We start from the raw sequence: 12,894 nt of genomic DNA on the forward strand, positions 1-12,894 counted from the left end.
CCTCCTGTTTGCTAGTTTAGCTAGCGATGTGAGCCCGACTATACCGACGCGGAAAGGGGGTGTCCACTGTGGCAGAAGTGGTCTCGACCTCTGATAAAAGAACGGCCGTGACCGACACCCTGCGGTCGGTGCAGACCCTCGGCGACGCCCTCGACCGCATGAACAGCGGCATGAAGGGCGACATGGACATGAACGCCAGCGACCTCGCGACGTTGCGCATGTTGACCATCCGCGAGCACCGCGGGCAGATGGTCAGTCCGCACGATGTCGCGACGCACCTGCGCATCTCGACCGCGTCGACAACGAAGCTCATCGACCGGCTCGAGAAGTCCGGTCATCTCGAGCGTCGGCCGCACCCCTCCGACGGGCGTGCTCGCGTCGTGGTGCTGACCGACAAGTCGCGTCGCGAGTTCTTCCGGCATTTCGGCGTGCACCTCGCCGCCATGCGTCAGGTCGCCGCCGGTTTCGACGACGCGCAGCTGGAGACGATCGTCGACTTCCTCGACCAGCTCACCGAGTCGATCACCACCACCGACTGACCCCGCACCCCCCGCGAGGCGGCTGCGCCCTCCGCGAGGCGGCTGCGCCCGCAAGCGAGGTGGCTGAGCCTGTCGAAGCCCCCGAGCCCCACCCGAGGTGGCTGAGCCGCAACTGAGGTGACTGAGCCTGTCGAAGCCACCGCCACCACCCCTGCGCCTCACCCCCGCGCCACACGCACCCCGACGTCGTCGAACGCGTCCCGCGGCCGCCCACCCCGCCGTGCCGCCGCGCGCACCATGGCGGGCGCATCCGACCACCCGCCGCCGCGGAACACCCGCGCGTCGCTTTCGCCCTCGGGGTCGTACGGGTCGAAGCACCACTCCCACACGTTGCCGAGCGTGTCGAAGAGCCCGTGCAGATTGGGCAGCCGAGCACCCACGTCGGAGGGGTGACCGACGCCGTCGGCCGCGGTCCACGCGACCTCCCGCACGGGGCCGAAGGCGGCGCCCTCCGAACCGGCACGGCACGCGTACTCCCACTCGTCTTCGGTGGGGAGGCGGAACCCGTCGGCGTCGGCATCCCCGTCGACGACCTCTCCGTCGAACGAGTAGACCGGGTCGAGGCCCTCCCACTCGCTCAGCGCGTTGCACAGGCGGATGGCGCGGAGCCAGCTGAGGTGGGTCGCCGGGCGCCGCGGGTGCGATCCCGGGATGCCGAGCAGCTCGGAGAGCTGCTCCTGCGTGATGGGGTAGACGGCGATCTCGAAGGCGTCGACGACGATCTCACGTCGGTCGGGTCCGCGCTGGTCGCCGCGCAGCACGCTCCCCGCGGGGATGCGTGCCATCTCGACGTCGCTCACGCGAGCTCCACCATCCACAGGTCGCTGTCGCCGGTGATGAACAGGCGCTTTTCGTCAGCGTCGAAGGTGCAGTTGCTCACCACGTGCGGGGTGGGGATGACGCCGAGGCGCGCCCCGGTCTCGTCGACGATGATCACGCCGGCTTCGCTCGAGATCCAGAGCCACCCGCGGCTGTCGACGGCGAAGCCGTCGGGGATGCCGGCATCCACTCCCGCGAAGAAGGTCGGGGCGCCGAGGTTCTCGCCGTCCCAGGTGCACGCGACGACGCGGGGGAGCCCGTCGGCGTTCGATTCGGCGACGTAAAGGATGCGTTCGTCGCGGCTGAAGGCGAGGCCGTTGGGCTGGTCGAGGTCGATCATGCGCCGCAGGCCCTCGTCCTCGCGCCAGCGGTAGACGCTGTGGTGGGGGAGGGCGGGGTCGGCGGGGTAGCCCTCGCGCGGGTCGGAGATGCCGTAGGTGGGGTCGGTGAACCAGATCGCTCCGTCGGAGGCCACGACGAGGTCGTTGGGGGAGTTGAGGGGCTCGCCCTCGAACGCGTCCACGAGCAGCTCGGTGCCGTTCTCGTCGGTGCGGCTGATGCCACGGCGGCCGTGCTCGCACTGCACGAGGCGGCCCTCGGCATCCATCGCGTTGCCGTTGGCGAAGTTGGAGCGGTCGCGCACGGTGATGATGCTGCCGTCCTCCCGCCAGGCGAGGGTGCGCCGGCCGATGACGTCGCTGAAGACGAGCGCGCTCTCGGCGGGCCACCACACGGGACCCTCGGCCCACGTCGCGTCGGCGTACAGCGACACCAGCCGAGACGACGCGGGCAGCACCTGGGCGAGGCGGTCGTCCCACCGGCGCGGCGGGGCGACGTCGACCGGCTCGGGGGAGCGGGGTCCCTGCAGGATCTGTCCGTCGAGAGGGATGCGCGCGGGGTGGTGGGGCATGCGTCCAGTCAATCGGCTCTGCGAAGACCCCGGAGCCGGGTTGACGCGCTCACCCGAAGGGGTGAGGCGTGGGTGCCGCGGGCGAGTCGGCGAACTGGATGAGCACCTGCAGGCAGGGTTCGTCGCCGATGGTTCCGGAGAGGTGTCCTTCGCGGCCGTCGATCTCGGCGGTCTCGGTGTCCTGCCCGAAGTGGATGTCGCCCGGACCCATCTCGACGCGCGATCCGTCCTGCGTCTCGAGGAACCACCGCCCACGCAGCGGAATCACCCACTGCGGGTGTGGAGAGGGATGCCACTGACCCACCCATCCGACCGGCAATGCCGCGAACATCACCGCGGTGACCTCGCCGGGAAACGGCCGCATCCATTGCGGATCGGCGCCCCCGCCGACGCTCTGCAGCCCGAAGCCGCGCATCACGGATTCGTCGAGCCGGCTCTTTCCGTCGAGCCCGGTCCACATGTGCGTGAAAGGCAGGACAGGCGGGTCGTCTCCGTGTCGTCCGTCATTGTCGAGCGGCGCGGTGGTGGTCGTGTGCATTCTTCGAGTGAACCGGCGAGGAATTCACCGCAGGGGAGGGTTGACGAGTGGATGCCGGCACCCGCCGCCGCGAAACGGAAAGAGGCGCCGTCGACCGGAGTCGACGGCGCCCCTCGCGAGACGCGGCTGCGTCAGGCCTTGGTGCCCTGGCGGTTGCGGCGAACCGTCGTGGCCACGGCGACCGTTGCGCCGGCGAGGACGAGAGCGCCACCGCCGACCCAGAAACCGAGGAGCGAGTTGGCGTCCATACCCGTGGCGGGGAGGGAGTTGCTGCCGCTGGCGTTGGTGCTGCCGCTCGAGCCGCTGCCGCTGCCGCTGCCGACGACCGTGGTGTCGGTGCCGACGCTGCCGTCGGCGCGCGCGCCGGTTACCGCGAGAGTGTAGGGCCCCGACGGGTTGTCGGGGAGAGTCACGTTGAAGGTCACAGCGCCATTGGCGTCAGTCTTCTTCGTGATGCTCGTCGAGGTGACGGGGAGATTGGCCGTCGCGAGGCTGCCGGGACCGATGCCTCGACCGGACAGCTGGGCCGTAGCGTCGACGTTGGCGGCAAAGCCCGGCACCGGCACCGGCCCGCTCTCCGTGATCTCGATGACCACGGTGCTGGGGTTGCTGGGCGGGTACGTGGGCGCCTGTGTGGCGGCCTGAGCTGCGACGGGTGCTGCGAGAAGCAGCGCACCTGCGACCACGGACGTTGCCGCTGCCTTCTTGAGGTTGAGCTTCATAGTTGCCTGCTTTCGAATCCGGGCTACCGGTGGATTGGTGGTCCGCGTTCGTGCTATCCCGTTGAATGCAAGGGGAGGACAACAGTACAGCGGTGGGTGATTTCTGAGAGCGTTCTGAGTATCGCCTAGGTGAGCGCCTGACAGCAAATTGGCTGGGTTTCCGTCACGTAAATTTTTGCCTCCGCGCAGCCGTGGCCCAGCTCGGGTGAAAACTCGAGTGAAAATACGGGTCACTCGAGCGTCGCGGCGGGAACCCTCTCACACTCCGCGGCGACGGTTGGATTCAGTGTCGTGTCAGCTGTGGGCGTCACGAACGCCTCGGCCTTCGATGCGCTGGTACGTGCCTGCACGACCACAGTGAGGGACACGGAGGATTGTGGCTGCACGACGAAACCGTATGTCAGGACGGTGCGGCCCTCGAGAGCGCCGGGAACGAAGGATGTGCCATCCGACGTCGTCGATGAGGCGACCTGGTAACCCGGCGGTAGGTAGAGATTGGGAACGATCGACACGCTGCCGGGAGCGATGCCGTAGGCACCATTCCCCGTGATGTAAGGCGGCAGCGTCCTTTCGGCGTCGGTTGGCGCTGTATTCGTCAGCGTTAGCGTCAGAGTAAGTTCGTGAGGGGTGTCGCCGAGGCCTCCGCCACATTGCCCCCAACTCAGCTGCACATCTGGTTTGACGTAATAGCTCATCTTTGAACCCGTGCCGTCGTTGAGGAAAACCCCGAAACGGGAAGTTCTGCTGTCGCTAGACGGCAGTTCACCCGCCAAGGGTGTTCCAGCGATGAGAGCCTGCTCAGCAGAATCCGCCGACCAGACCAATATCCGTCGTTCGTTGACAGCTCGCGAGATTGCAGACAACGTGCTCGCTGTGTCTCCCCCTCCATTGAGGAAGGATGAAAAGATCGATTGAGCCGCGGACGAGAAGAAGGCATCTTGGTCGGCCGGATTTTTATAGCGCAGGTAAACCTCGTTCATCAACAGCCCGGGCGCATTGCGCGACGTGAGTTGCTCACCATCCGGAAGCCTGACGGGACCGCTGGCCTGCAATAGGTAGGACAGAGCGATCGGGTCAATCACGATGACGCCGTCCACCTGGACACCCGTCCGCACGCGGTACATGTCACGCGCAATGCGCCCACCGACGGTGAAATCTGGCAGTTGCGTAAGATTTTGGAAGTACACGGCGGGAGCGGCCCCATATATGTCGAGGGCGTCGTCAGGCAGACGCACCAGGGGCGCGGTTACGCCGCTGGACAGCGATGACGCAGGCTCCGCGGTCGCGAGTGAAAAAGAACCGTGCCTTGCGCGAAGCAGCATGGTCGACCCCGTAATGCCTCCCAGGGATCGCCATTCAGCATTATTCTGGACCAGCAGCAAATAAGTTCGGTCGCCGTCCTTCCCGAGCATTTGAGGCAACAGCTGCGTTGACCGAGAGACAGAGTCAAGTGTCCCCGCCAGCTTCTGTAATGTCGCGTCAACTTGATCGACACCAGCTGACACGACGCCAATCAGGGGCGTTCGATCTACGTTCTTGATGGCATTCGCCGCCCTCAGCGCGCTTGCGGCGGCATCGGTAACTAGGCCCGACAAATCCTGCACGGCAATGACGTCGATGGAACCGGCGGTGGGTCGCAAGGCGTCGAACGTACTCTCCGACGTTTTGGTCAGCAACGGCAGGACACTATCGTTCAACACTTCACTAGTCGATGCAGAGATGATGCTCAGAGCTTCGAGCTGGGGTCCCACCCATGGAAGGCCCCGCGATGCCTCCCATATGGGGTCAGAAGTCAAATCTCTAGCTGCTAAGGCCGCTTCCGCGGCTCGCTCCAACGCCCGTCCTTGGTCCTGGGGGGAGTACGCAATATCAGCCGATACGGCTGAGGCCTGCGCTCGTACTATCTGCAGTTGCTGGACTGCCAACGTGCCCCTGACGGCGAGCCAGCCGATAAGCACGAGTCCGGTGATGACGACTGCGGCTGCACACCAAAGGACTAAATTCTGCCCTCGAAGAACACCCATACGGCTATCACCGCTCTGCAGCTTTGAGCCTGATCTACCCGTCACTTCTTCTGGCATAAGTCGCCTCGTCAATCTTGCCGGGCCTAAAAGACGCGTGAATACGCGGTCTGCATCAGAAAGTTTCGCTGTCCGTTTCCCGCGCGGTCCGCCGGGATTTGAACCCCAGCTCATCAAGGGCGGACTCAGCTGATGTGACCGGGCGGGTGTCAGCGTCCCTGATCTTCAGCTTCTTGGCTCGACGGGGATTCGCAACTGGATCCCCGTACCTATACGTGTAGCCGTAGCCGTAGGACGCGTAGTAAGAGTCCGGTCCGCGCGTCGGCACCATGGACATGACCGAACCCGCCACCTTTGCGTCGACGGTCTTGAGGGCTTCACTCGCAGCTTCCAGCTGACGCTTTGTCGTGCGCCCCGCAGCAATCACCATGAGGGCGCCGCTCGTAGCGCGACCAAGGATGGCGGCGTCTGTGACCGGGAGTAGCGGAGGTGCGTCGCATAGAACGACGTCGAACTGCTCCTCGAGTCTCGCTAGGAGCTCACTCATACGATGCGAACCCAGCAACTCGCTTGGATTTGGGGGGATCTTGCCTGCGGGCAGAACGTAGAGGCTCCGGCCTCCCCAAGGGAGCATAACGTCGTTCACTTCGGCACGTCCGATCAGGACGTCTGTGAGACCAGCGCCTCCTTCGATGCTCAAGTACTCAGCAACCTTTGGCTTTCTGAGGTCCGCATCCACCAAGGCGACGCGCTTGCCTGCATCAGCGAGAGCGATGGCCAGGTTGATTGTCGTTGTCGACTTGCCTTCGCTTGGGACGGAACTGGTCACGACAAAGCTCGACCGCCCACCCATGTCGAGGAACTGAAGGTTTGTTCTGAGCGCGCGGAACGATTCGGCACGTGGACTTAGGGGATCCGCGTGCACGATCAACGGTCGTTCCTTAGCTTTCGCATCGAAGGCAATTGAGCCAATGCCGGGGGCGCCTGTGGCATTTTCGGCATCCCTCGGAGTGCGCACTCGGTTGTCGAGTGCCGTTCGAAGCACAGCGGTGGCGATGCCGATCGCGAAGCCAACGAGGAGTCCTAGACCAAGGTTCAGGGGGATGTTTGGTGTCGCGGCGTGGACGGCGGGCTGAGCATCGCGGACACGGCTGATTCGCACTGTGCTGTTGCCATCAGCGCCGGCAGGTTCGAGCTGCGGCACCACCGTCGCTAGGCTCGCAGCTACCTCGTTAGCGACGGCCGCAGCCTGCGAAGCGCTTGTGTCGGTAACGGTGAGCGTTATCAGTGTCGAATTGGAGCTGGCCGTTGCCGTCACGTGAGTCGCTAAAACCTCGGGCGTTTCCTCCAGGCCCAGTCGGCCAATGACCGGGTTCAGCACCGCGGGGGTCTGAACTAGTCCCACATACGTATTTATGCGCGCCTGAGCAAATACGGACCCCTGTTGCAGCTCGGCGGTGGTGCTCCCGGCCTGGGTGGAGACGAAGACCGTGCTTGACGACTCGTAGGTTGGGACCCGCGTGAATGTGTACGCTGTCGCGGCTCCGAGCCCAACGAGGGTCGTCAACACGATCACGAGCCAGTTCTTTCGAAGAATGCGGACGTAGTCGCTGAGCTCCATGGTGCCTCTCGAAGACGCGACGACCTGTGGTCCTCGCTCGGAAAATCGTCATTAGTCTGACACACGCATTGTTTCGATCCGGTGTCGGGCCGAAATAATCTCCGGCGGGTCGACTCCTGGTCGTGGCGCCAGCCGGCACGAACCGACCCAAGCTCCCGCAACGTCGCGAGTCCTAGACCGAATTGGCTTCTCCAAGCGCGATTCGCGCAAGCCTCTCAACCGCAGGCAGGCTCGCGTCGATCTGCGCTGCTGACAACTCGTACGTCGACGTCGACCTGCCGTAGGGGTCCACGACGTCCGCGTCGTTCGGATCTAAGGGAGGAACTATCACGCCTCGCCGGTCTGCAAGCATTTGGAGGATGTTGGCGAGTCGATCCTCGGCGGAGTCGGCCATGCTTCGCTGACGAAGCTGCGCATCCGTCACGGAGTCCGCTAAGAAGCTCAATTCGCGGAGCGTAAACGCACGGCGGACAACGGTCGGATCCATTTCCACGCACAAGCGGCGATGTGTTCGATCCATCGCGATCACCAGGTGCGCTTGTGCAAGGTAACTTTCCTGGAGTGGACGGGCCACATGTTCCTCGACGAGCGAGCGTGAGACCGACCTCTGCGTTGCCAGCAGAGCCGCCTCCGCAGGCATTCGACCTCCGAACCTGGCACGCGTGCCAGCGCTACTCACGGCGATGTCGACGTCCTGCAACCGCACTGCGAGTATGGCGGCCGCCAGCGCGGAGCGACAGATGTTCCCTGTGCAGACTATGAGAATGTTGAGCACGTTCTGTTCCAATGCGAGGAAGTGGACAGATTTGAGGGACGTTCCGAAGTCCGGTGGGGGTTGACTTGCACGACGATGATAGCTGCGCCGTAGCTACCTATGCGCCGGGTAGCGAGCCAGAGGTCACTGCCAAGTACAGCGCGATCGGTGCACCGTCTCGGCGGGCTCGTCGGCGTTCCCGATCTGATTGGAGGCAAGGTGGCCGCGCCGTTCGAAGGTGGAACGGTCACCTGCTTCTGGTAGCGATTCTGTCGGTCGCTGGCGGCATTCTTGCGGCGACTCTCGTAGGGCAGCAGGCTCCCGAATCAGTGCGGTCACTCGCTTCGAGCCTCACCCTGTGGGCTTCTCTTGCGATCGTCACAATCATCGCTCTGGCCCGGGCCAGACCTGCCGGTTTACTGCGCTTTCAAGCCTCGGATCTGGTCCTCGGACTAGCCGCGGGCGCGCTCTTACGACTAGCTCAAGGACTGCTCAGTGGCGCGAATGCAGTGGCGTTTCCTGTGCTCACAGCTGGGGGCGACACTCAAACATGGCTCTGGTGGCTGGATGCATTACTACCCGCTGTCGCCGTGGGGCCAGTCTTGGAGGAGTTCGTTTTCAGGGCGGTAGTTCTCGTCGCCGTTTACCAGGTGCTCCGTCGTCCGATAGGCAGCCGATCTGCCGGCCTGACCGCGTTGTTGGCATCGACGGGCGGCTTCGTCATCCTGCACGCGGCGTTCGCCTCGCTCTCGCTAGCCGATGCTATGAGCTTCGTACTCGTGGGGGCGGCGTGCTCAGGAATTGTCCTCTATACAGGGCGTATTTGGGGGGCCGTCTTCGCGCACATGTGCTACAACGGTCTGTACCTGCTCTTAGCCAGTGCGGGAACGATACTAGCTGTGTAGTCGTCTGACACACAGTCGTCGAAATCGCTCTGTCCTCTGCGGGACGGCTCTGAAACGTCCCGTTCACCATTAAGTGACATTGAGTGGTGCGCCGAACTGTTATCGTTCGTCCGGAGATGGTGGAGGCTCGGACTCGGCGAAGAACGAGCCCCTTGATTGTGTTGACGCCACCCACGCGCGGGCAGCGTGCAGGCAGGAGAAAATAGATGAGCGACGTGCCTGGCGAACGCACACAACCTAGGAAGTCGTCGAAGCTGCGGGTTGTCCTGCTCTGCGTTGGTTGGCCTGGGCGGCACGAGGTCGGCGGAGCTGCGCGCTACGCGTGGCGCTTCGCGGAGATGATTCGCGATCAGGTGGAGCTGCACATCATCACCTCCGAAGGCGGTATCCCGCTTCCCGGAGCTACAATGCACGTGATCCCTAATCGCGGTGGTCGATTCGCGCACTATTACCTGTTCCCGTTAAAGGTCCGCCGACTACTTCGAAAAATGAACTTTGATGTGCTTCATGCTTTTGGAGACGATTGGGCGATATCGCACCGGCGGTTCGCGTGGGTGCGAACATTTCACGGAAGTTCGCGGTCGGAAGCTCGTGCCTCCTCTGGTCTGAGACGGTGGAATCACTACCTCCTGGCAGCCCTTGAGCACAGCGTGCGACGCCGATGCGATGTTGCGTTGGCGGTTGGACCAGAGGGGGAGACCGAATTCAGAACGGACGCCCTTGTTCCTCCCGTTCTGCCACGCTCGGTGCGCTTCTCCGCGCCCGTTCCCTCCGCCTGTCCGACGGTCGTCTTCATCGGCACTTATGCGGGTCGCAAGCGAGGAGCACTTGCGGCAGACGTAGTCAAACAGGTTTCCCGCAACCTAAATCGGAGTGTCTCCCTGCGCGTCGTCGGACCAGCTGCTGATGCGGATCACTGGCCCCCGACTGTCAAGCACTACGCGAACCCAACCGATGCGGAAGTGCGCGAACTTGTGGGCCAGTCCTGGCTGCTGCTGGCTCCCTCAACTTACGAAGGGTTTGGGATCCCAGCGTTTGAGGCTGCGAGTCTTGGCGTTCCTAGTATCTCGAGCCCCAATCCCGGAAGCGAGTTCCTCGCCAGGCACATCCAGCTAGACGATCTGTTCTCCGTGGTGAACGACCACGATCTAGTCGACGCTGTGCAAAGACGTATCGCACGGGGCCCCTTACCAACCTCCCCCGAGGTGAGGAGCGCTGTCGCCGCTGCTGATGCGCTAGCGGACCGAGCGTCGACAGATAATCTTCTTTCTCTTTATTCAGAGACGCTTGAGAGGGCGCTGGGGCATGAACGCCCATAGCGGGGCGCGCAGAGCGCTCGAGGGTGCAGTTACTTCGAAGTCGTTGGCTGGTTTGGTCATTTTCGCGACCGTAGTCATTTTCACGGTTCTAAGTCTGACCATTGGTGGTCCCGCGGTTTTGTTGATCTTGGCGACTTTGCTTGCCATGATTCTTTCGGTCAAGAGCCCGGACATAGGGTTTGTTTTCGCGACGGTAGTAGGCGTTGGCAACGGTGCGATCCGTCGCGTAGCGGGTTGGCTCGACCCATCGGGCGTGGCGACTCAGATAGTGCCTGTTCTTCCCGCAGTGGTTCTGGTCTTTCTCTACATCACGTATTTCGTTCTCGGTCGTCGATCCGGAGCGGACGCGAATGCCCCCAAGCCCTTCATGCTGATCGCAGTCGTTGTCGTCCTAGCCGGGGTTCTGCCTGCGGGAGCTGGCCTTCTGAATAACATGCTGGCATCAGCGCTACTGCTCGCCGGGATGCTGGCTTTTCTGTTGACCTATCACCGGGTGATTTCGCGGGGGAGTGTGATTCGGGTCATTGCATGGCTCGGGTCGCTCAACGCGGCATACATGATCGCGCAGGAAATTAACGGTCTTACCCCTTGGGATGCGTACTGGGTCGATCGCTTTGGGTATTCAGCCCTCTACCTCGGCCCTAATGTCGTGCGGCCCCTGGGCTTTGGAGCGAGTGCTGCCGAGAGTGCTGCTATGTGCGCCGTTCTCGTTGGTGTGGCGGTCGCTCGCCTTCGAGTGACACGGAACCCCATCTGGTTCGTCCCCGTGAGCCTGGGGCTATACGCCGTGCTGACGAGCGGTACCAGAACCTTTGCTCTCCCTGCTCTTGCAGCAATCCTTCTCGGATTGGCGATTGGGAGAAGACGGCCCCTTTTGGTCGGATTGATTGCGGTCGGCATCACGCTCCCTCTTGTCGTTGTATTCGCCGCCCGCCTTCTGCCCGCAGTGTCTTCTCCAGGAGCCGCTCGAGTTCTGACGATGCTGAGCGGCGAAGAAAATGAACAGACAAGCACTGTCGGTATCCACCAGGACCTCATCCTGACGTCGCTTCTTCGTGGTCTCTCCAGCATCATCGGAACCGGCAGTGGCCAGGTGTCAATATTGGCCTCGGCTGGTCTCGGCAGCTCGGAGCAAGACATTTCCAATATGGCGCTGATGGGTGGGGTTCTGGGCGTCATCGCCATGTTGACGATTTACATCTCATTCGTGAGGCGTGTCCCGGCGGCGTTTACTGATGAGCAAGTTGCACCTTTTCTCTTCATCGCAATCGCGACCGCAGGGCAATGGATGAATGTGGGATATTACGGCGTCACTCCGCTCGTCTGGGCGGCGCTCGGGGTTGTATTTACGGTGAGGAAGAGGCGTTATGAAGTGGATAGTGATTGGGAAAGAAGAGCCTGGGGAAAAGACGGGTGGTCTGAACAGGTACGTCGAGGGTTACGTGCCCGCTCTCAAAGCGGTAGGTGAGAGCGTTGAAACCCGATTCTTTGGAACTCCCGGGTCGGGTTCTTCGAGTTCCGCGTCCGTTCGAATGCTTCGTGCTTTCGCTGACGGGTTTCGAATTTCAGATGCAGACGTTATTGACGTTCATTTCGCGATGTACGGAATGCCCTATCTCGTCTCGGCGCTATCCAAAACGTGGGCCTTTCGAAGGAGAAGGCCGAGAGTGGTAATCCATTTTCACGGCCCTTGGGGTGATGAGTCGGCGGTGGCGGCCGGCTCGAACAAGGGTTTGAGTGTTTGGGCCAAGCGGGGCATGGAGCGCTGGGCATTGTCTAGGGCAGACACCGTGATTGTTCTGACCGAAACCTTTGCGCGCGAGGCGGTGCGTGCCGGCGCAAGATCGGACGCGGTGGTTGTCATATCTCCGGGCGTTGACGATGTGTGGGGTACTGTTTCTCGTCGGATCGCCCCAGGGTCTGACAAGATTGATCTGCTCTGCGTTCGCCGACTGACCGCTCGCATGGGGCACGAGGCTCTCATCCGCGCGCTGCACGAGGTCGGTTTTACGGTTGATGGTCGTGCCGTGCGGTTGCACATCGTTGGTGTTGGCGAACTACAGCAGGAGCTCACGACCCTTAGTTCGAATCTTGGTCGAGAGCAGAATGTGCTCTTCCATGGGCGTCTGAGCGACCAGGACCTCCGTGATTTGGGCGCTTCGTGTTCGGCCGCAGTTGTCCCGACCCTCGCACTCGAAGGGTTTGGTCTGGTCGTGCTTGAGGCTATGGCGATGGGCCTACCAGTTATCAGCACGGGACAGGGGGGTCTTAGCACCGCTATGGGACCCTGGGCCCGACATCCCTTCATTTTCTCGTTGTACGAGCCTACGTCGCTCGTAGACGCAATCTCATCGGTGATGCCCGAAGAGTCACCGGACCTCGCCAGCGAAGTGAAATCGTACGCGTCCGCACACACCTGGTCGAAAGTCGCCCACGAAACTGTCGTGGCGGTCTCGGCATGACGAGAAGGACCGTTCTCTACTGTCACACCTCCCGGCCTGGAGGCGCCGAACTCGCAGCCCCGGCCTTAGCGTCGTCGATTGGTGCCGAAATTTGGAGTCGTGGTGAAGGTCTCACCACACGCTATGCGACCGCAATTGGTGTGCCTGTGAGCGTTCTCCGACAGATATCCGACCGCAGACCGAGTTCGCTGCGCGAGAGGTTCAACGCTGTTCTTTCTGTCGTCACGGCGCAGGCCGAGGTCTCGCGCCTCCTTCGGCGACGTACACACTCGAAGGTCATTAGC

At 62.7% G+C, this 12,894-nt stretch carries 12 protein-coding genes; 5 read left to right on the plus strand and 7 right to left on the minus strand.

Annotation, left to right across the window (positions count from 1 at the left end):
- Nucleotides 1-107: 107 nt before the first annotated feature.
- Nucleotides 108-539, plus strand: a complete 432-nt coding sequence (locus Q9R20_RS12035) for a MarR family winged helix-turn-helix transcriptional regulator (protein ID WP_295835816.1) — start codon at nt 108-110, stop codon at nt 537-539.
- A 158-nt stretch (nt 540-697) separates the two neighbouring features.
- Here Q9R20_RS12035 and Q9R20_RS12040 read toward each other — a convergent pair whose 3' ends face one another.
- The 7 genes from Q9R20_RS12040 to Q9R20_RS12070 all read right to left on the minus strand — a co-directional run bounded on the left by Q9R20_RS12040 (nt 698) and on the right by Q9R20_RS12070 (nt 7,957).
- The gene (locus Q9R20_RS12040; RefSeq protein WP_311249562.1) at nt 698-1,339 is read right to left on the minus strand and encodes an SUMF1/EgtB/PvdO family nonheme iron enzyme; all 642 of its coding nucleotides are present in this window, start codon (nt 1,337-1,339) and stop codon (nt 698-700) included.
- Nucleotides 1,336-2,268 (minus strand): SMP-30/gluconolactonase/LRE family protein, encoded by a 933-nt coding sequence (locus tag Q9R20_RS12045; protein WP_311249563.1) that lies wholly within the window; start codon nt 2,266-2,268, stop codon nt 1,336-1,338. Before Q9R20_RS12045 ends, Q9R20_RS12040 begins: the two co-directional genes overlap by 4 nt.
- Before the next feature lie 49 nt (nt 2,269-2,317).
- Nucleotides 2,318-2,806, minus strand: a complete 489-nt coding sequence (locus tag Q9R20_RS12050) for a hypothetical protein (protein WP_311249564.1) — start codon at nt 2,804-2,806, stop codon at nt 2,318-2,320.
- A gap of 131 nt (nt 2,807-2,937) precedes the next feature.
- Entirely contained in the window at nt 2,938-3,528 is a 591-nt protein-coding gene (locus tag Q9R20_RS12055) for an LPXTG cell wall anchor domain-containing protein (protein WP_311249565.1), read from the minus strand.
- 230 nt (nt 3,529-3,758) lie between these two features.
- The gene (locus Q9R20_RS12060) at nt 3,759-5,204 is read right to left on the minus strand and encodes a DUF4012 domain-containing protein (RefSeq protein WP_311249566.1); all 1,446 of its coding nucleotides are present in this window, start codon (nt 5,202-5,204) and stop codon (nt 3,759-3,761) included.
- Nucleotides 5,205-5,664: 460 nt separating this feature from the next.
- Entirely contained in the window at nt 5,665-7,170 is a 1,506-nt protein-coding gene (locus Q9R20_RS12065) for a polysaccharide biosynthesis tyrosine autokinase (protein ID WP_311249567.1), read from the minus strand.
- A gap of 172 nt (nt 7,171-7,342) precedes the next feature.
- Nucleotides 7,343-7,957 carry a low molecular weight phosphatase family protein gene (locus Q9R20_RS12070; protein ID WP_311249568.1) on the minus strand — a complete coding sequence of 205 codons (615 nt, stop codon included), beginning with the start codon at nt 7,955-7,957 and terminating at the stop codon, nt 7,343-7,345.
- 488 nt (nt 7,958-8,445) lie between these two features.
- Between Q9R20_RS12070 and Q9R20_RS15965 the strand changes: the two genes are divergently transcribed.
- The 4 genes from Q9R20_RS15965 (at nt 8,446) to Q9R20_RS12080 (ending at nt 12,610) form a co-directional block, all read left to right on the plus strand.
- The gene (locus Q9R20_RS15965) at nt 8,446-8,829 is read left to right on the plus strand and encodes a type II CAAX prenyl endopeptidase Rce1 family protein (RefSeq protein ID WP_396653694.1); all 384 of its coding nucleotides are present in this window, start codon (nt 8,446-8,448) and stop codon (nt 8,827-8,829) included.
- A 206-nt stretch (nt 8,830-9,035) separates the two neighbouring features.
- A complete protein-coding gene (locus tag Q9R20_RS15970; RefSeq protein ID WP_396653690.1) occupies nt 9,036-10,148 on the plus strand; it encodes a glycosyltransferase family 4 protein in 1,113 nt (370 codons plus the stop codon).
- Nucleotides 10,149-10,191: 43 nt separating this feature from the next.
- Complete coding sequence (locus Q9R20_RS12075; protein WP_311249569.1) at nt 10,192-11,616, plus strand: hypothetical protein; 1,425 nt, start codon at nt 10,192-10,194, stop codon at nt 11,614-11,616.
- Entirely contained in the window at nt 11,516-12,610 is a 1,095-nt protein-coding gene (locus tag Q9R20_RS12080; protein ID WP_311249570.1) for a glycosyltransferase family 4 protein, read from the plus strand. Before Q9R20_RS12075 ends, Q9R20_RS12080 begins: the two co-directional genes overlap by 101 nt.
- Nucleotides 12,611-12,894 lie beyond the last annotated feature (284 nt).

It is taken from the genome of Microbacterium sp. PRF11 (assembly GCF_031844085.1).
Taxonomy (GTDB): domain Bacteria; phylum Actinomycetota; class Actinomycetes; order Actinomycetales; family Microbacteriaceae; genus Microbacterium.

Bases quoted from the DNA above. Each gene is read 5' to 3' on its own strand.
- Q9R20_RS12045 (WP_311249563.1), bottom strand. From the start codon at position 2,268: ATGCCCCACCACCCCGCGCGCATCCCTCTCGACGGACAGATCCTGCAG.
- Q9R20_RS12050 (WP_311249564.1), bottom strand. From the start codon at position 2,806: ATGCACACGACCACCACCGCGCCGCTCGACAATGACGGACGACACGGA.
- Q9R20_RS12055 (WP_311249565.1), bottom strand. From the start codon at position 3,528: ATGAAGCTCAACCTCAAGAAGGCAGCGGCAACGTCCGTGGTCGCAGGT.
- Q9R20_RS12065 (WP_311249567.1), bottom strand. From the start codon at position 7,170: ATGGAGCTCAGCGACTACGTCCGCATTCTTCGAAAGAACTGGCTCGTG.
- Q9R20_RS15970 (WP_396653690.1), top strand. From the start codon at position 9,036: ATGAGCGACGTGCCTGGCGAACGCACACAACCTAGGAAGTCGTCGAAG.
- Q9R20_RS12080 (WP_311249570.1), top strand. From the start codon at position 11,516: ATGAAGTGGATAGTGATTGGGAAAGAAGAGCCTGGGGAAAAGACGGGT.